15 protein-coding genes are annotated in these 22,039 nt (G+C 65.3%); 8 read left to right on the top strand and 7 right to left on the bottom strand.

Going from position 1 to position 22,039, the window contains the following annotated elements; all coding sequences use genetic code 11:
* Positions 1–151: 151 nt before the first annotated feature.
* On the bottom strand, positions 152–1,045 hold the full coding sequence (locus VH567_RS02785; protein WP_423322974.1) for a LysR family transcriptional regulator: 894 nt from the start codon (positions 1,043–1,045) through the stop codon (positions 152–154).
* Positions 1,046–1,438: 393 nt separating this feature from the next.
* Between VH567_RS02785 and VH567_RS02780 the strand changes: the two genes are divergently transcribed.
* A complete protein-coding gene (locus VH567_RS02780; RefSeq protein ID WP_423322972.1) occupies positions 1,439–1,690 on the top strand; it encodes an aldo/keto reductase in 252 nt (83 codons plus the stop codon).
* Between the two features lie 30 nt (positions 1,691–1,720).
* Here the strand turns inward: VH567_RS02780 and VH567_RS02775 are convergent, their stop codons facing one another.
* Together VH567_RS02775 and VH567_RS02770 are read right to left on the bottom strand one after the other, a co-directional pair.
* The gene (locus tag VH567_RS02775) at positions 1,721–2,059 is read right to left on the bottom strand and encodes a hypothetical protein (RefSeq protein WP_423322970.1); all 339 of its coding nucleotides are present in this window, start codon (positions 2,057–2,059) and stop codon (positions 1,721–1,723) included.
* Positions 2,060–2,425: 366 nt separating this feature from the next.
* Positions 2,426–4,708, bottom strand: a complete 2,283-nt coding sequence (locus VH567_RS02770; protein ID WP_423322968.1) for a TonB-dependent receptor — start codon at positions 4,706–4,708, stop codon at positions 2,426–2,428.
* Positions 4,709–5,231: 523 nt separating this feature from the next.
* Here VH567_RS02770 and yghU point away from each other — a divergent pair.
* On the top strand, positions 5,232–6,119 hold the full coding sequence (yghU, locus tag VH567_RS02765) for a glutathione-dependent disulfide-bond oxidoreductase (protein ID WP_423322966.1): 888 nt from the start codon (positions 5,232–5,234) through the stop codon (positions 6,117–6,119).
* A 48-nt stretch (positions 6,120–6,167) separates the two neighbouring features.
* Here yghU and VH567_RS02760 read toward each other — a convergent pair whose 3' ends face one another.
* Complete coding sequence (locus tag VH567_RS02760; RefSeq protein WP_423322964.1) at positions 6,168–8,351, bottom strand: penicillin acylase family protein; 2,184 nt, start codon at positions 8,349–8,351, stop codon at positions 6,168–6,170.
* Between the two features lie 34 nt (positions 8,352–8,385).
* Between VH567_RS02760 and VH567_RS02755 the strand changes: the two genes are divergently transcribed.
* Positions 8,386–9,711, top strand: a complete 1,326-nt coding sequence (locus VH567_RS02755; protein WP_423322962.1) for an amidohydrolase family protein — start codon at positions 8,386–8,388, stop codon at positions 9,709–9,711.
* 37 nt (positions 9,712–9,748) lie between these two features.
* On the opposite strand, the gene VH567_RS02750 is transcribed toward VH567_RS02755, so the two are convergent.
* Positions 9,749–10,663, bottom strand: a complete 915-nt coding sequence (locus tag VH567_RS02750) for a sensor histidine kinase (protein ID WP_423322960.1) — start codon at positions 10,661–10,663, stop codon at positions 9,749–9,751.
* A 235-nt stretch (positions 10,664–10,898) separates the two neighbouring features.
* A complete protein-coding gene (locus tag VH567_RS02745) occupies positions 10,899–12,119 on the bottom strand; it encodes a sigma-54-dependent transcriptional regulator (RefSeq protein ID WP_423322958.1) in 1,221 nt (406 codons plus the stop codon).
* A 105-nt stretch (positions 12,120–12,224) separates the two neighbouring features.
* Here VH567_RS02745 and VH567_RS02740 point away from each other — a divergent pair, with 105 nt between their 5' ends.
* Genes VH567_RS02740 through VH567_RS02720 form a run of 5 tightly spaced genes read left to right on the top strand, consistent with a single transcriptional unit; the run spans position 12,225 to position 20,435 of the window.
* The gene (locus VH567_RS02740) at positions 12,225–13,541 is read left to right on the top strand and encodes an efflux RND transporter periplasmic adaptor subunit (RefSeq protein ID WP_423322956.1); all 1,317 of its coding nucleotides are present in this window, start codon (positions 12,225–12,227) and stop codon (positions 13,539–13,541) included.
* A gap of 13 nt (positions 13,542–13,554) precedes the next feature.
* Positions 13,555–14,265, top strand: a complete 711-nt coding sequence (locus VH567_RS02735; protein ID WP_423322954.1) for an ABC transporter ATP-binding protein — start codon at positions 13,555–13,557, stop codon at positions 14,263–14,265.
* A 34-nt stretch (positions 14,266–14,299) separates the two neighbouring features.
* A complete protein-coding gene (locus VH567_RS02730; RefSeq protein WP_423322952.1) occupies positions 14,300–16,726 on the top strand; it encodes an ABC transporter permease in 2,427 nt (808 codons plus the stop codon).
* Positions 16,727–16,762: 36 nt separating this feature from the next.
* Positions 16,763–19,186, top strand: a complete 2,424-nt coding sequence (locus VH567_RS02725; protein ID WP_423322950.1) for an ABC transporter permease — start codon at positions 16,763–16,765, stop codon at positions 19,184–19,186.
* A complete protein-coding gene (locus tag VH567_RS02720) occupies positions 19,179–20,435 on the top strand; it encodes a TolC family outer membrane protein (RefSeq protein WP_423322948.1) in 1,257 nt (418 codons plus the stop codon). The genes VH567_RS02725 and VH567_RS02720 overlap by 8 nt, the downstream gene beginning before the upstream one ends.
* A 321-nt stretch (positions 20,436–20,756) precedes the next feature.
* On the opposite strand, the gene VH567_RS02715 is transcribed toward VH567_RS02720, so the two are convergent.
* Positions 20,757–21,968, bottom strand: coding sequence for a hypothetical protein (locus VH567_RS02715; protein WP_423322946.1), 1,212 nt, complete (start codon positions 21,966–21,968; stop codon positions 20,757–20,759).
* Between the last annotated feature and the right edge of the window lie 71 nt (positions 21,969–22,039).

The raw sequence follows: 22,039 nt of genomic DNA, 5'->3' as shown, positions 1-22,039 counted from the left end.
ATTTACCGAGGATCGGATCGTCGGTTTGCGTGAGTATGAGGTTGCTTGAAGACGGCCGGTCTGTGCCGCAAGTGCGGGATCAGCGATGCGAAGTATTGCAACTGGGAGTTGTGGATCGACGCCAGAAATCCCGCTCCCTCAGAATTTGAAACTACGACCTATATCGCAAAGCGTTCACCAGAAGGACGAACGCGGCCGATGATTGCCGTCGACTGGGGTAATAGAGGTGATACCCGGCGAATGGCGGACACCAGTCCTCCAATACGCGTGTCAGTTCACCCCGGCGAACGTGCTCGGCGACCGAGCTTTCCATTACGAACCCCAGGCCGACGCCGCGAAGCGCCGCCCGAACGATTGTCGCCGTGTTGTTGCAGGACATTTGACCGTCGACGCGGACTCGCACCTCCCGATCGCCTTGCTCCAGTTCCCAGGCATACATGCCGCCGGCCGACCGCAGGCGTAGGTTGATGCAATTGTGCTGCGCCAGATCCTGCGGCGTCTTCGGAATGGGGTGTCGATCGAAGTAAGACGGTGAGCCGACCACCGCCATCCGGAGATCGGGGCCGATCCGTGCGGCGATCATATCCTTTGCCAGCGCCTCGCCGAGCCTAACGCCGGCGTCGAACTGATCCGTGACGATGTCGGTAAGGCCGGAATCGATGCTGAGCTCGACCTGGATTTCCGGGTATTCTGCCAGGAACGGTGCCAACACCGGCAGCAGCACTGTTTCGGCCGCGTGTTCCGACGTGGTGATCCGGATCATGCCCCGTGGCTTGTCACGCAGATCGCTGAGCGAGGCGATTTCGGCATCGATCATTCCCAGGGCAGGCGTCAACGTGGCGAGCAGTCGCTCACCGGCGGCGGTGGGCGCGACGCTCCGGGTCGTCCTCGTCAGCAATCGGACGCCAAGGCGGGTTTCAAGCCGCCGCACGGTATGACTAAGTGCCGATTGTGACTTCCCGAGTTTCGCTGCTGCACGGGTAAAGCTGCGTTCTGCGGCTACCGCCATGAAGGCGTTGAGATCGACAAGGTCATCGCGGTCCATTCATGAACCGTAGCGATGGGTTCATGCAGCATCCAGCGCCTAATCGAATGCAGCACGCACGACCATATCTTCATTCTCAATCGGAGAAGCTAAGCGCGACTCTCTCGACCTTTATCTCATCTATCAGCCCTACGGCGACGTGGACGGAGCCTGGCGTGCAAAGGCGGAACTGTACCGCGCTGGCCGTATCCGCGGATCGGCGTGAGCAACTTTTACCCCAATCGGCTGGCGGACTTCGTGCTCCACAACGAGATTGCACCGACGGTCAATCAAATCGAGATTCACCCCTTCCATAGCTAGGACGATGCTCAGAAAGTCTTACGCGAGTATGGAGTGCGGGCAGAGACTTGGGGACCGTTCGCCGAGGGGAAGAAGGAGCTGTTCAGCAACGACGTGCTCGCGGAGATCGGACGCAAGCATGGCACGAGCGTTGCTCAGGTGGTCCTGCGCGGGCTGATCCAACGCGAGATTGTTTCGATCCCCAAATCGGTCCGCAAGGACCGCATGGCGGAGAATTTCGCAGTGTTCGACTTTGATCTGGAGGGGGACGACGTTGCCGCAATCGCTGCGCTAGATCAGAAGATCGGCAGCTTCGACCATCGTGACCCGGCAATGGTAAAATGGCTAGGTACACGAACGCTCTGAAGCCTGCTGGTTACTGGTCCAGGGCCAGGGTCAACTCGACCATGGCCGGCCGGAAGCCAGGACTAGCAACCAGTCGCCGTAAAGCCTCGTCTCTCGCTGCTGTCGACAATACTCGCCGGGGCGCACCCATGCCAGCAAGTTCGGCACGTCCTTCAGGAACGGCAGGTCGAGTAGATCATCAGCCGGAGCGAATGCCAATGCATGCTCCTGGTCCTCTGGTAATTGCCGCATCATGTGGCCTGCCATGCTCGATATAGTGAGCCCGGTCGGCGATGCCGGGGCGATCAGGGTGCCGTTATCGGGCATCGGTAAAAGTCGAGCATTCATGAGGTCCACCTGTTCGGCACCGAGTGGTGCCGACGCGACCATCGCGTCACCCTTGATTTAGAGTGCGAACTTTCCGGCGATTAGGCGGCAAGATCGGCATGCGGTGATATCTGGCATTCATGAAAGCGCCGACGATCAATCCGCCGAGAGGCGCATTCGGCCGCCGCAAGCTGCCGTCCAGCCAAATGAACGAGCGGCTGACGTTGGGAAGCAGAAAGGGCGGGCTGAACGGCGTCTTGTGCGTCCGGTCGGAAGCCTTAGGGCAGGGGCGCGTTCGCCCAAGAGCGGACGCTAAGCCTGGGCCAGTGCCAAAGCACCGGCCCACCGCGGAGTTACGTCAGATGACAGCGCCTCTAGCTCGCTTACGCACCGAAATTGTCCGTAAGGCGCGCAGTTCGGCGTCTTATCTTAAAATGCGATCTTGAACTGACCGCCGATGATCCGCGGTTCGTTGATCATGCCGGTCAGGTTGTTGAAGTCGATCGCGGAAATGCTGCGATACTGGTTGGTGATGTTCCGGACGAACGCACCGACCTCATACCCCTGCGGCGATTTATAGCCGACCTTGAGACCGCCTTCGAGCGACGACTTGCCGGTGAACTCGACCGCTTCGTACAGGAAGAAGTTGATGCGGCTGCGATAGACCCAGTCGGTATAGGCATAGACCTCGCCGCCGTTCGCGAGCGGGATGCCGTAGCGCGCGGTCCAGTTGGCGATCCAGCGCGGCGCTTGGGGCAGGTCGTTGCCGTCGATGACCGCGAACCCGTTGACGATCGGATCGAGCACGGTGCAGGTCGCGCACACTCCGACGCCGATGTTCGGATCGCGGATTTCGGTGAAGTTGTAGCTGCCGCTCGCGGTCAGCGTAAGTTCCGGGAGCGGACGTGCCTCGAACTCGCCCTCGACGCCGTAGCCGATCGCCTTGTTCGCGCTGATCAGACGTGCCGAGTTGCTGCTGCCACCGACCGCGGTGATCTGCAGGTCCTTGGTGCTGTACCAATAGGCGTCGAGCGAGAAGTTCACCTTCCGGTCGAGCAGTGTGCCCTTGAAGCCGCTCTCACCCGAGAAGGTCGTCTGCTTGGGTGCAGTGCTCTGGACGCTGCCGAAGGTCACGCGGTCTTGGATCGCCGGGCCCTGATAGCCGGTCGCGAGCCGCGAATAGACGTTGATCGCCGGCGTCAGTTCATAGGTTGCACTCGCGTCCCAGGTGACGTTCGAGCCGCGGACGACCGCGCGCGCGGGCAGTGTATCGCTGATCCCGCTGCCGGGGATCGGTGCGGTGACGAGGTCGTTGCGATAATCATGCGAATAGCGGACGCCTGCGCGCAGCGTCAGCAACTCGGTCGGCTTGGCCTCGATCGACGCGAACGCGCCGTAATTCTCGTTGCGATTGTCGTGAGCGATGTCCTGCGTCAGATCGGTCGCGCGCGATCCGGTGCCGCCGAACGCATAGTCGTACTGGTTGTAGCGCAGCGTCTGGTGGAAATAATACAGTCCGCCCTGAAGGCGGATGCCGTTCATGTCCTCGCTCGCGTAGCGCAGCTCCTGGCTGAACTCCTTGGGCTTGGTCAGGCCGCCGGTGTTCGACGGGAACAGCCCGACGCCGATCGCGCCGATCGTGCCGCCGAGGAATGTGTAGTTGTTGCCGCCGTCGACGTCGCCCGTGCTCTCGACCTTGGCCTGCTCGTATCCGGTGACCGAGTAGAAGGTGCCGATGCCGTCGAGATGATAGTCGAGCCGCAGGTTGGTGCCCCATTGCGTCAGGCTCTGGCTGGTATAGCCGTCGAGCGTGGCATGCTTCGGGTCGAAGCCGGTGTTGAAGTCGTTCGTGCCCGGCTTGAACAATCCGGCGCGGAAGATGCGCGGCGAACCTGTCAGGTCGCGGACATGGACATTCAGCAACGCGTTGAAGTCGCTGCTGGTATAGCCGAGCTGGAAGCGGCCGGCGACGTCGCGATAGCCTTCGAGCTTGCGGTCGGCATTGCCCGTCGTGGAATCGTTGGTCACCCAATCGTCGCGCGACTGGATCAAGCCCGATGCGCGGAACGCGAAGCCGTTGCCGATCGGCAGATTGAGCGCGGCCTCGCCGTTGATCGTGTTGTAGGTCGCCCAGGATCCGGTCGCATAGCCCGAAACTTTGTCGGGGTTCGGCTTGGCGGAATCGATCTTCACGACGCCGGCCGGGGTGTTGCGCCCGAACAACGTGCCCTGCGGCCCCCGCAGCACTTCGACGCTTTGCAGGTCGAAGACCGGGAACGACTTCAGCATCGGGTTCTCGAGCGCGACGTCGTCATACACGACCGAGACCGGCTGCGCGGCGTTGGGATCGAAATCGGTGTTGCCGAGACCGCGGATATAGAAGCGCGGGAAGGTCCGCCCGAACGACGATTCGACCTGGAGGCTCGGCGTGCGACCAGCGAGGAAGCGGATGTCGAGACCGCTCGAATTGAGCACGTCGAGCTTTTCGCCGCTGATCGCAGTGACCGCCAGCGGCACGTCCTTCGACGATTCCTGGCGGCGTGTCGCGGTGACGACGATCTCGCCAAGTCCCTGATCGCCGGCCGGATCGCTGGTAGTCTGGCCAGTTGGCGCCTGTTGCTGCGCGACTGCTGGCGCGGCAAAGACGAGTAACGGTGCGCTGGTAGCCAGCAGCCGGGCGATGGCAGACGTACGAACGGGCAAGCGAATCATGGATGGTCCCCCCTTGGGCTTCGAGCATCCTCCTGCGCCGATCCGTGTGACCCGAATCCGTCGCCGACCGGTAACATCACTGCAACGCGCGGCAATAGACACGAGCGGGGACGATGCATTTTTGCCGGGTACCGCGACATCTTTGCCCCAGTTAGCGCCGCTGCCGCGGTTGCGTTTAGCGCTCAAGAGATCCCGTATGGAGCGCGTACCTCGCCGTACACTTTTCGCACCGCGTAATGGGCGTGCAGCTGACCGCCAGAGAACGTCCAAGCCGCGCCTGCCCGATCCTACGAGGGAGCGGCGCGGGAATTGTCGATTTTTCTGGAAGTTTGGCATGGCAAGACGGACATGAATGAGCGTCTGAAGTTGGGAGGCAAGGGATGGGGCACGAATGGCTGACGATGTGTCCTCGTGACGGCCAACACCAGACCATCCTCGACCCAGCGACTTCGGCTCCGCACTTGCGTATAATCGTGCAGCAGCTCAATTTGCCGGCATAGACAGAGGAAAGCGGAGAGCCTGAATGAACGAGACCGCCAACTACACGCCGCCCAAAGTCTGGAGCTGGGAAAAGCAGAGCGGAGGCCGGTTTGCCAGCATCAACCGCCCGACCGCCGGGGCCACGCACGACAAGGAACTGCCCGTCGGAAAGCACCCGCTCCAGCTCTATTCGCTTGCGACGCCCAACGGCGTGAAGGTGACGGTGATGCTAGAGGAGCTGCTCGCCGCCGGGCATACGGGCGCCGAATACGACGCCTGGCTCATCAAGATCATGGACGGAGACCAGTTCGGCAGCGGCTTCGTCGACGCCAATCCGAACTCGAAAATCCCCGCATTGGTCGATCGCAGCGGCGCGGACCCCGTCCGGGTGTTCGAGTCCGGATCGATCCTTGTCTATCTTGCCGAGAAGTTCGGCGCGTTCCTCCCGACCGATGTCGCCAAGCGCGCGGAAGTGCTGTCGTGGCTGTTCTGGCAGATGGGCGCCGGGCCGATGCTTGGCGGCGGTTTCGGGCATTTCTACGCCTATGCACCGACGAAGATCGAATATGCGATCGACCGTTTCGCGATGGAAGTGAAGCGGCAGCTCGACGTTCTCGACCGGCGCCTGAGTGAGAGCCAATATGTCGGGGGCGACGAATATTCGATCGCCGACATGGCGGTGTGGCCGTGGTACGGCGCGCTCGTGACAGGCCAGGTGTACGATGCCGCCGAGTTCCTCCAGGTGAACGACTATAAGAACGTCCTGCGCTGGACCGACCTGATCGGCGCGCGACCGGCGGTCCAGCGCGGGCGGATGGTCAACCGGATCATGGGCGATCCTGCCAGCCAACTCCACGAACGCCATGATGCAGGCGACTTCGACACGCGGACACAGGACAAGCTCGAAGCGGCGGAAAGCCCGACGCGGTGACGCGCTGCAAGGGCGAGGTTGGGGGCGAGAGCGAGGGCGAGGTGCTCGTCAGCCGCCCGGGCGGTAGCTACGCTCGATATGCCCTTTCAGGTCCTCGGGATAAAAATAGACGGGGCGCAGTTTGCCGTCTGCGTAGCGCTGGGTCTGATCGGTGAAGTGCGGTGACGCCGAGTCGCCGCTTTGGCCCCCGGCCATTACGGCCATCGCCTTTACACGCGGTCCGAACTCGACGACCGCGACGAAGCTGTTGCCGCTGGTGCCGTAATAGCGTTTCGTACCGGGCCAGGGCTTTGCGCCGAACGACGCCAGGCTGCCCCATTGCGCCGAGGTGAAAGGCACCGGCATGGAGGCGCGGGCGTCGTCGAAATGTGGCTGTATCGCGTCGTCGAGCCGCTGGAAGCGGTTGATCGTCTGCCACGGCGTGCGCCAGTCGCCGAAGTCGCGCGTGAGCCGGTCCACCGCGGCAGAAAGCGCGGCGAGCTTCGCGTCATTCGGCACGCGCGTGGCGATGTAATCGGGCACGTTCAGTCGCTCGGCCTGCGCGAAGCCGCCGACTTCGCGCCAGAGCTGATCGCCCCAGAATACCGCCAGGCTGGTGGCGGCGGAGTCGTAGCTCCAACGATGATCCCAGCGCTTTAGCAGCGCAATCGGTGCCGCGAGCGCCTGTCGCCGCGGATCGCCGGCAGGAAGCGCCTCCCACGCGTCGACCAGCCCCGGCAGCAATCGAGCAAAGGCGGGCAGATAGGAATCGAACGCGGCAGCACGCAGCGTATCGGGCGTCCAGCCGCGCTTCCCCGTCAGCAGCAGGTCGGCATGGACGCCGCGCGCATTGCCGCCGACCTGATCCATGTAGCGGGGATAGTTCGCCGGCTTGGGGCTGTCCGGCCCCGCCGCGCTCCAGGGCCAGTCGTTGGTGTTATGCGCCCAGCCGGTACGCGGGTTGGCGACGCTCGGCAGGCTGGCCAGCGTGTGCAGTCCGTGCCAGTCGGTTGCGGGATCGCTGCCGTCGACGGGGCGAGTATAATCGAACCGGTCGCTGCGGATCGGCATGAACTGCGGCATAAGAAACGCGATCTCGCCCTTGTCGTCGGCGAACAGCGTGTCGTTCGACGAATTCGCCTTGCGTTCGGCAACCGTGACGTAGCTGGCGAGATCGGTCGCCTTGGTGCGCAGATAGCTTTGTTCGAGCGCGGGGACAGGCTTCCACATCAGCGCGGTCGCGATCCATCGTCCGGCCTTGATCGAGACTATCGGTCCGTGATGCGTGACGTAGGTGGTGAAGCGGCGCTCGCCCATCGTGCCGTCCGTGCGGCGAAAGCGCACGGTGACGGCACGCGTGACGACAGGGCGGACCTCGCTGCCGTATCGATAGGCATAGCGGTCGCCGGTCCGCGAGATCCGCTCGGCGAATTCGTCGATATTGTCCACGGTCGCCGAGGTGTGCATCCAGCCCGCCTTGGCATTGAAGCCCTGATAGATGAAGAATTGGCCCCAGGTGCTAACGCCATAGGCGTTCATACCTTCGTCGCTCGTCATCTGCGCTTCGGAACGGAAATAGAAGCTGGTGTGCGGATTGATGAGCAGCAACGCACGGCCGTGCGCGGTCAGGCGGGGCGCTATCGCGATACCGTTCGAGCCCGACGGCTCGCGCGGGATCACACCCTGTTCCTCCGCGGTCGGCGGGGTAGGGCGGCCGTAGAAGGTCTTCAGGTCGCTGAGCGATATCCGTTCGATATCGCCGCCGATGCTCCCTTCGGTGAAGCTGAGCGCCATCCAGGGTTCGAAACGGGTGAGGACGCGGGGCTTCGTCTTTGGATGCGTCGCCAGATAATAGTTCAGCCCGTCCGCCCAGGCCTGCATCAGCGCCCGCAGCCACGCCGGGCTGGATGCATATTCTGCCTTCAACCTGGCGGGGTCGACGAAGAGCCGCTGTCGAAGGTCCGCCCAGACCGACTCTTCTCCATTGGCTTCCGCGCTACGACCGAGGGCGGTTAGGTAGTTCGTCTCGATGCGCGCGAAATCGTCCTCGGCTTGGGCGTAGATCAGGCCGAACACTGCGTCGGCATCCGATCGTCCGCGAATGTGCGGGATGCCCCAATCGTCGCGCGAGATCGTGACACCCGTGGCTTGTGACTGCCACCGCGCCATCTCGGTCGGCGGGGCACTGGGCGCGGTCGTCAGCAGGGCCAACAGGATCGCTGGATTGCGCGCGTGTCGAAGAACCTTATCCATGTGCAAAGCGTAAGGCGAGAGCGAGGGAAAGACCATGCGGTGGCTGACGACGATAATGCTGACGACCGCAGCGGTTTTGCTCGGACCCGCGGGGGCGCTGCCCGCGTCCGGTCCGACATCGATCCTCCTGAAACCAGCCGGCGTCTTCGACGGCGCGGATGGGGTGGTCCATGCCGGCTGGCAGGTGCTCGTCACGGGCGACCGGATCGTCGCCGTCGGGCCCGATCTGTCGCTGCCCGTCGATACGCGCATCGTCGAGCTTGCCGGGGATACACTGATACCCGGCATGATCGAGGGTCATGGGCATCTGTTCCTGCACCCTTACAACGAAGCGAGCTGGGACGATCAGGTCCTGCATGAGCCGCTCGCCCTGCGCACCGCGCGCGCGGTCGCGAACGCCAAGGCGACGTTGCTCGCCGGTTTCACCAGCGAACGCGATCTCGGTACGGAGGGCGCAGGCTATGCGGATGTCGGACTGAAGGCCGCGATCGATCAGGGTATCGTGCCGGGGCCGCGGCTGTCGGTCGCAACGCGGGCGATCGTGGCACTGGGCGCCTATGGTCCGAAAGGTTTCGAGCCTGGCGTCGCCATCCCCCAGGGGGCCGAAGAGGTGTCGGGGATCGATCAGATGGTGGCCGCGGTGCGCCGCCAGATCGCGGCGGGCGCGGACTGGGTGAAGCTGTACGCCGATTATCGCTGGCGGCCGGGCGAGGAGAGCCGCGCGACGCTGAGCGTCGCCGAGATCACGGCAGCGGTCGCCGCGGCGCATGATGCGGGGCGCCCGGTCGCCGTCCACGCTGCCACCGCCGAGGGTATGCGACGTGCGGTTGCCGCCGGGGTCGATACCATCGAACATGGCTATGGCGGTACGCCGGCGATCTTTGCAGCCATGGCAACCAAGCGCATCGCGCTGTGCCCGACGCTCGCCGCATCGGATGCGACGTCGCATTATCGTGGCTGGAACGGCAGCGAACCGGCGCCGCCCGCCGTCGCGCTCAGTCGTTCGAGCCTGAAGCTGGCCCTTAAAGCAGGAGTCCCGATCTGCGTCGGCGGCGATGTTGGCGTGTTCGCCCACGGGCAGAACGTGCGCGAAATGGAATTGTTGGTCGATGCGGGGATGCGCCGTGCGGACGTCTTGATAGCCGCTACCTCGGGAAATGCGCGGTTGCTCCATCTCGCCGACAAGCTGGGTGCGGTGAAACCTGGTCTGCTGGCCGATCTGGTTGCGGTATCGGGCGATCCGACGGCGGATATCGTCGCGCTTCGTCGCGTTCGGATGGTTATGAAGGGCGGTACCATCGTCCCGAACGCGTTCTCGAGCCAATCACAACCGGCCTCTCGATCCGAAGTTCGAAGATGAACGAGCGTCTGGTTTCAGGGACTATGCGGTTCGATCGTTAAGCTCTCGGGAGCATCATCCGAAATATGGTGTGGAGCCCCTGTTCGAGGTTAAGGGCCCCGCCATGGCCTAACGCGACTTGTCGCGCGAGGCTGAGGCCGATGCCGGTACCGTCTGCCTTGGTGGTGTGAAACGGCCGGAACACGCGCGCAGCGCTATCCGGGGCAATGCCCGCGCCATTGTCCATGACTTCGATAACAAGCTGCGCTTTAGCATGGCTTATCCGCAGGCTGACCCGAGCGTCGCTTGGTTGCGCCGCTTCTGCTGCATTCTGTAGCAGCGCCCAAAGTGCCTGATGGATCTGATCGCGGTCCAGCGACCATGTGAGACCGTCGTCGACCTCGACTGAAATGGTGATATCCGGCCAGCGTCCGACGCTTAGCCGCGCGAGATCGTCCGCCATCTCGCGAAGATTTGTCGGCCTGCGTATTGGGCCGGGCAGGCGGGCTAGCGTACGATAGGCTTCGGTGAAGCGCTGCAATCCCTCGGCACGACGGGCCAGCGTGCCGAGAATCTCACGCAGGAGCTCGAGATCGACGACCGGCCGGTCGACGGCCGTCATCCCGCTCTCGGCAAGGGAGGCGATCGGCGCCAAGCCGTTGAGCAATTCGTGGCCCAGCACCTGGATCATTTCGATGGTCGCGCGTGCCTCGGCAACGCGCTCCTCCTGTTCGATATCGATCAACGCGGCGACGGCGCTATTGCCCGAGACGGTGACGCGGTCGATCCGCCAGCGTCGGCCTTCGTAGCTCAGATGGGTCACCCTCGGCTCGGCGAGCGCTGCGGGGACTGGGAGGATGCGGTCGTCGGTCGCGAACAGCGAGCGAGCGGCACGGTTTAGTGCCCGCGCTGCGTTGCCCTCAATGCCGAGCAGAGGGGTCGGCGCGGCGTCGAGCAGGACACGCAGGACCATAGCGTCGGCGTCCGCTTCGGTCGCCGTCGATGGCTGGGGAGCGGCTCGCGGACGGACTACTGCCCACCAGACGAGCGTTCCCAGCCACGCTGCGATCAGCGTTGCCCCCGTCAGCAGGCCCCACAGACCGATCCGCCATGCCGTCGCTCCAGCGATTCCGGATGCGACGAGACCAAGGCTTGCGAGGACCGCGGAAAGGCCCCTGTTCGCAGCCAGTCTGCTGATCGTAAGCAGTCTAAAGCCCATAGCGCGCCATGCGACGATACAGCGCGCCTCGGCTCAGCCCGAGTGCAGCGGCAGCATGGGTGACGTTGTGGCGATGCTCGCGCAGGGCGGCTTCGATCAGCGTCCGTTCCGCATCGGTCAGGTCGAACGCCGGGTCGGATAGGCCGGTAGCGATCGGCGCATCGGCCGGCGGCAGAGCGAGTATCGCGGCGTCGATGATGCCGCTCTCGGACAGAAGCACGGCGCGCTCGACGGCGAGTGCCAGCCCGCGCACATCGTCGGTCCACACGGTCGCGCGGATCGCCGCCACCGCTGCTTCGCTCAACGTCGGCTCTGGCTGACCGAACCGGTCCGCGGCAACGCGAGCAAAATGGCGCGCAAGCAGGACGGCGTCGTCCTCCCGGGCGGTGAGCGGCGGTACGGTCACTTCAACGGTGCAAAGCCGCCGCCGCAGCGCCGGCGTCAGCGGAAATACCGTCTTGGCAATGGCGATGCAGCGCAGCCCGGGCGGGATGCGGTCGATCAATCGTGACTCGGCCACCGCGTCGAGCTCGTCGGGATGGCGCAGGATGGCGGTGCCTTGGGCATCGTCGAGCCGAACCCATGCCGCCTCGTCGCGCAGGTCGATCCGCACCGGCGCCGTATCGGCGTGCGGCGACGCGGCGTGGATCGCGAGCGCGGTCAGCGTCCGGCCGCTGCCAGGGGGGCCGGTGATGGTAACCCCTGCCTGGGTCGGAGCGATCCGGCGGACGAGGGCGCGGAGCCGGTGCATCGCCGCGCTTTCGCCGAGCAACCGCGCCGGCTCGCCGCTGGCAGTCGTACGGGGCGTTCCCGTGCTGACGGTCGTGCCTCGCGCGATGGCGCCCTCGACCTTGGCGATCAGCTCGGCGTTGCGCCACGGCTTCATCATGAAATCGCTGGCGCCGGCCTGCATCGCCGCCACCGCGATCCGTATGCCGCTATGCGCGGTGATGATCACGACGCGGGCGTTCGGATCGTCGGACATGATGCGGGCGAGGCAGGCCATTCCCTCGCCCCCGCTCGATTCACCCGCACTGAAATTCATGTCGAGCAGGATCGCATCGTAGCGGCATGCGGCGAGCCGGGAGAAGGCGTCTTCCGGCGTGGCCGCGACATCCAGCCGGTGTCCTGCCATGCGGAATACGATCTCCATTGCCCGCGCCACCGCCTGATTGTCGTCGACCAGCAGGATGGTGGCGGCAATTGACATGGCCTCGGACCGTCCATTGGTGGACGGTGCGTCCATTTTCGAACGGCCGCTTGGCGGGGTCATCATGTTAAGCGGCTGATCCATAACGATTTAGTCTTTCGGCCGGTGATCGGCGACACTGGCACCATGATGCCCGAACAGCCCGTACACGCAACTGCTTCTGCCAGCCCGCTCGCGGGCGCGGCGATGGACCGCCGGGTCGACCGGCCTGCGGCGCCTTGGTGGCGCAACCCGCGCGGGCTTATCGCGGTGGCGCTGATCGTCGCTGCGACGTTGGTGTGGCGGTTCCTGCCGGCCAGCGGATCGACCGACATGGCCGTTGCCGACGTCGAGACCGGCATCGTCGAGCGTGCACCGTTCGCCGACTATTTGCCGGTGCGCGCTACCGTTGCGCCGCGCGTCACGACGCTGGTCGGCGTGTTGTCGGGCGGACAGGTCGAGAAGCTGCTCGTGCAGGACGGTACGATGGTCGTCGAAGGCCAGCCGCTCGCGACTCTCGCCAACCCGACGCTGAAGCTCGACGTGCTGACCCGCGAGGCGCAGATCGCGAGTCAGCTCGGCAGCGTCGCGGGTGAGAATCTGGGGATCGAACGTAACCGCCTCGATCGCGCCGGCCAGATCGCACAGGCGAACTACGACCTGATCAAGGCGCGCCGCGAACTGGGGATCCGCCAGCAACTGCATGACAAAGGCTTCGTGTCGGATGCGGGGGTGCGCAGCTTCGCCGAGGAGGCGGCGTACCAGGAAAAGCGCCTCGCGCAGTTGCAATCCGGCGGCGCGGCGGAGGCGCGGATCACGGCCACGCAAGGCCAGCGGCTCGACGATACGCGCGGTCGGTTAGAAAGCAACCTGTCGGCGGTGCGTGCCGGTCTGGACGCATTGGTGATCCGTGCGCCGGCGGGTGGGCGGTTGACCAATTTCACGATCCAGCCGGGCCAGACGCTCAAGGCTGGTGACCCTGCGGGGCAGGTCGACAGCGAAGGCTCGTGGAAACTCGAAGCGGACGTCGACGAATATTATCTCGGGCGCGTCGCGGTGGGGCAGACGGCAACGGCGGGTGACGCACGGCTGCGCGTGTCGAAGGTGTTGCCGGCGGTCAAGGACGGGCGTTTCCGCGTCGAACTGACGTTCGTGTCCGCCCCGCCGGCCGGGCTCAATCGCGGCCAGACGCTCGATAGCCGGATCACGCTGGGCAGCACCGCCCCCGCACTCGTCGCGCCGGTCGGCAGCTGGCTGGAATCCGGCGGCGGCGCGTCGGTCTTCGTGCTCGACGCCGACAGCCGTCACGCTCGCCGCCAAACGGTCAAGACCGGTCGGCGCAATCCCGAACAGGTCGAGATCCTGTCCGGCATGGCCACCGGCGATCGCATCGTCACCTCCGGTACAGCGTCCGTGAAGGGCGACATCCTCAACCTCCGCTAGAAAGGGGCTTCCCGTGATCCATCTCGAGAATATCCAGCGCCGCTACGTTTCCGACGAGGTCGAGACGACCGCGCTCGCCGATATCGACCTGCACGTCGAGGCGGGCGAGTTCGTTGCGATCATGGGCCCGTCGGGGTGCGGCAAGTCGACACTGCTCAACACGCTCGGCACCGTCGATCGTCCGACCGGCGGCAAGTATCTGTTCGACGATCGCGATCTCGCCGCGCTCGACGAGAAGGCGCTGGCGCAGTTCCGCGGCGCCACGCTGGGGTTCGTGTTCCAGAGCTTCAACCTGATCGACGAACTGACGATCGAGGAGAACGTCGCGCTTGGGCTGGCCTATCGCAAGGATGATGTTGGCAAGAAGAGCGGGGCCGGCAAGGGGATCGGAGACCGGCGGGCGCGGGTGGCCGCGGCGATGGACAAGGTCGGCATCGCGCACCGTGCGCGGCATTATCCGCACCAGCTGTCGGGCGGACAGCAGCAGCGCGCCGCGATCGCCCGTGCGATCGTCGGAGCGCCCAAGCTGATCCTCGCCGACGAGCCGACCGGCAACCTCGACACCGCGAATGGCGAGCAGGTGATGAATATCCTGGCCGGACTGAATGACGAGGGCGCGACGATCATCATGGTCACGCATTCGCCGAGCCACGCCGACATGGCGAAGCGGCGCATCGACATGCTCGACGGCCGCATCGTCGCGTCCGCCGCACGCGCGATCTGAGCCATCCTCTCGCTCTCGAAAGGTCCCGCGCGCGATGAACCGTTTCGCCCTGCTCTCGCTCTACCGGTCGCTCACGCGTAACAAGCTGCATGCCGCGCTCAACATCGGCGGGCTCGCGGTTGGCATCGCCGTGTTCCTGGTTCTGAGCCTGTATGTCCGGTTCGAGACTAGCTTCGAGACGTGGTTGCCGCGACACCGGGGCATATATGTCGTGCAAAGCGCGCTGCATCTGCCGGGCAACGCGTTCAACGGCGCGTATCCGGGAACCATGTCGGGCATGCTCGAACAGATGCGGCAGGATTTTTCCGGCCTCGTCGGCACGCGTATCCGCGGCGGCAAGGGCGGCGGCACCGTGTTGCGCGGCGACGACGCCACCAAGGAGGATGTCGCGCAGGTCGATGCGGCGTTTTTCGACGTGTTCGACTTGCCGATGGTGCGCGGGGAGGGCGCGGAAGCGTTGGCCGACCCGGCGGCAGCTCTGGTCAGCCGCTCCGCCGCGCGCAAATTCTTCGGCACCACCGATCCGGTCGGGCAGACGATCCGGATCGCGGTCGATGCACCCGCCAATTACCGCGTCGCGGGCGTGTTCGAGGATCTGCCGGCCAACAGCGATCTCCATTTTTCGATCCTGCTGCCGATCCCGCGGACGCCGCCACCCGCCGAATGGGCGTGGTATAAATGGGGCACTGCCTCGCTCTGGACCTATCTGCGGTTCGAGACGCCGGGTGCGGCACAGCGGTTTCAGCAGGCGATGCCGGCCTTCATCAAACGCCATGCCGGGCAGGATCTCGGGCCGGCGCCGACCGATATCTTCTCGCTGCCGCTGGTCCCGATCGCCGCCGCGCATCTGCGACCGGTCGGCGAGGAGAGCGGGGGACGCAAGCTGACGGTCGCGACGCTCGGCATCGTCGGGGTGCTGACGCTGCTGATCGCGATCGTGAACTATGTGAACCTCGCTACCGCGCGGGCCAGCCTGCGCGCGCGCGAGGTGGCGATGCGCAAAGTGCTGGGCGCCGACCGGGCTGCGTTGATCCGGCAGTTCCTGGGCGAGGCGATCGCCACCGCAGCGCTCGCGGCCTTGCTTGGCCTGATCCTCGCCGAACTCGGGCTGCCGTTCGTCAATGCGGCGGCGGGGCTGGCGCTCAGGATCCCCTATGCGCTGGTCGTGCCGTCGCTGGCGCTGCTGGTGCTGGTCGTTGGTCTGCTCGCCGGTTTCTATCCTGCGCTGCTGCTGTCGCGCTATCCCGCCGCAGCGGTGCTCGCGTCGGCGCGCGCGCCGGGCGGGGGGCGTGCGGGAACGCATCTGCGCGAGGCACTGGTAGTGTTCCAGTTCGGCCTCGCGATCGCGTTCGTCACCGGCACGATGATCCTCGCCGCGCAGACCGCGCATGTCCGCACGGCTGATCTCGGGTTTCGCCGCGAGGGCCTGCTGACCGTCCCCTCGCTGCTGGACAAGGCGATCTGGCCGGCCCGCGCGACGGCGATCCTCGCGGCCATGCGCGCGCTGCCCGGTGTCGAGTCCGTCGGTGTCGGAGGGACCGGACCGGGCGGCGACGGTACTGCCAATGTCGACGTGATCGACATACCGGGACGCCCCCCTCCGGGCCTGTCGGTCGCCACGATCATTGCGGGCAAAGGCTTCTTCCGCACCTACGGCGTGACGCTACTTGCCGGACGTCTATTCGACGATGCCCACGGCGCGGACGATTCGACCGACTGGAAGGCATGGCCGAAGGGCCGCAACATCGTCATCAACCGCAAGGCCGCGGCGGCGCTTGGATTCCGCTCGCCAACCGAAGCGATCGGCAAGACGGTCGGCGGCGGCATGCCCCGCACGATCATCGGTGTGATCGACCAGCTCCGCTTCTACGCGCCACGCGCACCCGACCAGGCGACGTATTACGTCTATTATCGTCACATGCCGCCGACCCCGGTGGCGGCGATCCGCTACGCGGGCGACCGCAAAGCCGTCATGGACGCGGTGCGCGCGACATGGCGCAGGCTAGCACCCGAGGTTCCGTTGTCGGTCGAGACTGCCGAACAACGGCTCGCGCCATTCTACGAGGCCGACGATCATGCCGCGCGGCTGTTCGGGATCGGCGCGGGGCTGGCGGTGCTGATCGCCTGTGTCGGGCTATGGGGGCTGGCCTCGTTCAACACGACGCGGCGGATTCGCGAGATCGGCATCAGGAAGACGCTCGGCGCATCGTCGACCGACATCGTCCGCCTGCTGATCGGCCAGTTCCTGCGGCCGGTGCTGATCGCCAATCTGGTCGCGTGGCCGCTCGCCTTCGTCGCGATGCGGACGTGGCTGGCCGGGTTCGACGACCGGATCGCGCTGTCGCCGCTCTACTTCGTCGGCGCGAGCACGCTCGCGCTCGCGATCGCGCTGATCACCATTGTCGGCCAGTCGGTCCGTGCCAGTCGTGCCGCGCCCGCATGGGCGCTGCGCCATGACTGATCCCGTCGCCATCTCCTCTCGTTCGGATCACCCGCAATGAACCGCTTCGCCCTGCTCTCCCTCTACCGGTCGCTGACCCGCCACCGGCTCTATGCGGCGCTCAACATCGGCGGGCTGGCGGTGGGGATCGCCGTCTTTCTCGTGCTCGGGCTCTATGTCCGGTTCGAGACGAGCTTCGAAAAATGGCTGCCGCGCCACGACGGCATCTATGTCGTGCAGACGGTGTGGAACCTGCCTGGAAGCCCCGTGAACGGCGCCTATCCGAACACGATGGGCGGCCTGCTGGACCAGCTTCGCGAGGATTTTCCCGGTATCGTCGGCACGCGCATCCGCGGCGGCGAGAACGGGGGATCGGTGATCCGCGGCGGTGTCGCGACGGCCGAGGACGTCGCGCAGGTCGACGCATCGTTCTTCCGGGTATTCGACCTGCCGATGGCGCGGGGCGACGGCCGCGCCGCGCTTGCCAGCCCGACCAACGCGCTGATCGGCGAGAGCGTGGCGCGCAAGTATTTCGGCACCACCAACCCCGTCGGCCAGACGCTGACGATCGCGACCGATGCGCAGACCAACTACCAGATCGCCGGCGTTTTCCGCGACCTGCCCAAGACCAGCGACTTGCGGCTCTCGATCCTGATCCCGCTGCCACGGACCCCGCCGTCGGAGAACTGGTTCCACTGGGGCAGCACGTCGCTCCAGACGTTCCTGCGCTTCGACACGCCGGCCGCGGCGCGTGCGTTTACGCAAAGAATGCCGTCGTTCGTTAACCGGCGAGGGCTGGCCGATCTCGGCAAGAATGCGTGGGACACGCAGCGGATCGCCGTTCTGCCGATCGACCGGCTTCATCTCGAACCGACCGGATCGCAAAGCGCCAGCCGCAAGATCACCGTCGTGACGCTTGGGCTGGTCGGGCTGCTGACGCTGGTCATCGCGGTCGTGAACTACGTCAACCTGGCGACCGCACGCGCCGGTCTGCGCGCGCGCGAGGTGGCGATGCGCAAGGTGCTGGGTGCCGACCGCGCCACGCTGGTCCGCCAGTTCCTGGGGGAGGCGGTGCTGACCGTAATCGTCGCGGGCCTGACCGGGCTGATCCTCGCCGAACTCGGACTGCCGCTGGTCAATGCCGCCGGTGGCCTGTCGCTGCGCATTCCCTATGCGCTCGTCGTGCCCGCGCTGGCGGTGCTCGCGGTGGTGGTCGGGATCGTCGCTGGGTTCTATCCGGCGGTGCTGTTGTCGCGGTTTCCCGCGGCGGCGGTGCTGGCGTCGGCGCGTTCCCCAGGCGGCGGCCGTGCCGGAACCCGCACGCGCGAGGCGCTGGTCGTGCTGCAGTTCGCGCTGGCGATCGCGTTCATGATCGGCACCACGGTACTGGTCGCGCAGACCCGCCATGTTCGCCAGTCCGATCTCGGTTTCCGGCGCGAGGGGCTGCTGGTGCTCCTGTCGATGCGTGACAGCCTCGTCGACAGTGCGCAGCGTCGCGCGGTCATCGCGGCGATCCGCGATCTTCCCGGTGTTACCGGTGTCGCCGTCGGCAACACCGCGGTCGGCGGCAGCGGCGAGGACAATAGCGACAACGTACCCTTGCCGGGCGTGAGCGGTCCCGGACCGTCGCTCCGCTGGTCGATCGTCGGACCAGAGTTTTTCCGGGTCTACGGCACCCGTCTGCTCGCCGGCCGGGTCTTCGACGAGGCGCACCGCGCGGACGACGATCCGTCGCGCGCGAAAGGCGCGCCGATAGCCATCGTCATCAACCGACGCGCGGTCGCCGTGCTGGGCTTCCGCTCGCCGGAGGATGCGGTCGGCAAGACGGTCGGCGGCGACCGGCCGCGGACGATCATCGGCGTGGTCGACGACATGCGTTTTTCCTCGCCCCGCGAGCCCAACAGCGCGGCCTATTATATCTATTACCGCGAGCCCGAGCGTACCGGCACGGCGGTCGCCTCGATCCGCTTTGCGGGCGACCCGCGCGCGATGCTCGACGCGGTCAGGAAGACTTGGCAGCGGACCGTGCCGCAGGTGCCGTTCGCTGCCGATACCGCCGACTCCCGCCTGAACGCATTCTATGAGACCGACGACCGCGCCACGCGGCTGTTCGGCATCGGCGCAGCGCTGGCGGTGCTGATCGGTTGCGTCGGGCTGTGGGGGCTGGCCTCGTTCAACACCGCGCGACGGATCCGGGAGATCGGGATCAGGAAGACGCTCGGCGCGTCGTCCGCCGATATCGTCATGCTCCTGGTCGGCCAGTTTCTCCGCCCCGTGCTGCTCGCCAACGTCATCGCATGGCCGCTCGCCTTTGTAGCGATGCGGACGTGGCTGGCCGGGTTCGACGACCGGATCACGCTATCGCCGCTCTATTTCGTCGGCGCCAGCCTGCTCGCGCTCGCGATCGCAGTGCTGACCGTGCTGGGCCAGTCGCTCCGTGCAAGCCGTGCTGCTCCGGCCTGGGCGCTCCGCCATGACTAAGTGGCTGGCGCTGGTAGGCGCGGCGTTCCTCGCCACGCCGGCTTCGGCGGAAACCCTGCGCGAGGCGATAGCGACGGCCTATGCCACCAATCCGCAACTCGCCGCGGCGCGGGCTCGTCAGGATGCGCTCGCCGAGAGCCCGGAGCAGGCGCGTGCGCTCGGTCGCCCGACCGTGTCCGCAGACGCGGGGGCGGGGTATGACCGCCTGGGCTATGGCCGTGCAGGATCGGCATCGGTGAGCGTAGCGCTACCGATTTGGACCGGAGGTCGGGTACGATCGGCAATCCGTGCCGCGAACGGCGACGTCGCGGCCGGTGCCGAAGCTGTCCGCGATACCGAAGCTGCGATCCTGGAGGGCGTCGTCGGAGCTTACGCCGATCTGCTCTACAATCAGCAGGCCGTGGAGGTGGCACGGGTCGGCATCGAGCGGCTCGACGATCAGGTGGCCGAGGCGCGTGCACGGTTCGGATTGGGGCAGGCGACGCGTACCGACGTGGCGCAACTGGAGGCGCAGCGCGCAACCGTGGTCGCGAACCTTGCCGATGCCGAGGGTGCGCTGGCCATCGCCGGGGCTGCTTACCGCGCCGTAGTAGGGCAAGATGCCGGTATCCTGTCAGCCGAGATCGCGCCACCTGCCGTCCTGCCAATCGACCGTGAAGAGGCGCGCAACGCCGCGCAGGCGGGCAACCCCACGCTGCTCCAGCAACGCCGCGTGGTCGATGCATCCACGGCCCGGATCGACCAGGCCCGTGCCGAACGCGCACCGTCGCTCGATTTCGCCGGAGCCTATGGTCGCGGCGGCCGGATCGCGGAGGACGTAGTGCGCGGGTACGAAGCAGCAGCATCGGCCGGTGTCGCGTTTCGACTGCCGTTGCTGACTGGTGGCCTTGTGCCCTCGCGCATCCGCCAAGCCGAAGCGACCAATCGCGCCGAACGTTTCCAGGCAGATGCCGCTCTCCGCGAGGCGATCCGCAGCGCCGACACTGCCTGGGCGTCTTTCGCCGCCGCGCAAACCCGGTTGCAGGCGACCATCGACGGCTTCGCCGCTGCCGATCTAGCGCTCAAGGGCGTACGCGCCGAATACGGCTTTGGCCTGCGCTCCACCATCGACATCCTCGTTACCGACCAGAGTTACCGCGGGGCGCAACTCGCGGTTGCGGCGGCGCGTGCCGACGTGCTGGTCGCGCAGGCTGCCTTGTTGAGGGCAACAGGCCGGTTGAGTCCGCGAGCTTATGGGAAGATCGATTAATATCTTTAGCGATAAAAACCGGTGCGCCAAATCAACTTGTCCCGGCCAGCAACTATATTATTGCATGTTGCGGGATGAGTCCAGATAAAATCGATAGAGATTCTGAAATTTGAGCGCGGTGCCGGGAAGGCGTCAGAACCGTATTAAATGCTATCAATGTGGCGATGATATCCGAGCTTTGAGAAGCGAAAAGGACTAGTTAAATAGATATCTGGAAATAGTTTTGACTTGAAGATATTAGTCATATCTAGGATGGTATGAAAAATTATCGGGCAATGTCTATAATTGCGCAAAACTATTTATGCCTCCAAGTTGGAACCGCTAGTCTGATACCCGTGGCGCCCGCCACGGTCCCATATCAATGACCCGCAATTGGTAGCGTCCGGGCGGCAACATCAGCGCGACGTCATCCCCTGCACGGATCGCGATTCGATCCATCGGAACGGAGGCGGCCGGCTCGCCAACCGGGCGAGCCTCGACGACGGTCCAGCCATTCGTTGGATAGAAAGCGCGCGGGATGCTCGCCGGCAGATCACCCGCCTGCTGTCGCCATGCCGGGCGCCCATGGACAAAGCGCGCGGTGGGATGATCGACGACTATGTCGAACGTGCCGGCCGGCTCATCAGCCGGCAGCGCGGACAACTGAACCTTCTCACCGCCGCCGCGACAGACGGTCTGCGAGATGGTGAGCGGATCTATCCCGGTCATCTCCTTGAACCGCGCGGCCATCCATCGGGTGCCGTCAGCGCGGGGCGCTTCTGTGGCGTGAGAATAACCGACGTGGATCAGCAGCTTCGCACCGGGATGATCGTGCACGTATGCAGCTAGGTTTCGCGCTTGCCCTTCCTCGCGCGTCGCAATTCGCTGTTCCATCGTAGCGTCAGCCGCCTGATGTTCATCGATGAACTCGTAGGCGAGGAAATGATAGCCGAGCGCTTTGGCGCGTCGACCAAGTCGCCCGTATCCCGCCTCCGAGAGGTAATGGCCGTCGCCGTCCTCGAAATAGGGCAGCGTTGGCTGCCGGACGAACGACGGCAAATATTGCTCTGGCGTGCCGGGCATCGACGGAGACAAGGTCTCCAGTGCCAGCGTATCAAACCCTAGCGGTCGCAGCCGGGTCGCAAGCGCTGTGCTGAACCCCCTATGTTCCGAGCGCTCGTGGCTCTCATTGATAATGACGACCGACGTCTTCCGCGCGCGTCGCTCGATCTCGGTCAGGACGTCCGACGCCGCCTTGAGCGGCGCGCATCGATTGGCTTGATAATCGGTGCTGCTTGCTGCGATCAGATCTTCCCTGCCGAACAAACTCAGCGTCTGGCCAGCGGCTTCCTGGTCTAGCGGGTGCATCGGATCGATCGCCGCCAACAGGGTTATAGTAGGCGATAGTTCGGATAGGCTGGCGGCGGCCATTCTCTCGACCGGTCCCACGAAGCGGACGCCCCGCGCCGGATGCTTTTCCTCGGCCATCGACGGCGCACCCAGCGTGAGAAAGATCAGCAGAGGCGCAATGCGTGTTGCGGTAGTGATGGACATAGCCGATGGTATCAAGCTCAGCGGCTGCTTTCTACAGCCTTGAACCGTCGTGCTGGACGCTTCGAAGTCTT

The sequence above is a fragment of the Sphingomonas sp. 4RDLI-65 genome, assembly GCF_049472435.1.
Lineage (GTDB): Bacteria > Pseudomonadota > Alphaproteobacteria > Sphingomonadales > Sphingomonadaceae > Sphingomonas.
This window is presented reverse-complemented; position numbering and strand designations above follow the sequence as displayed.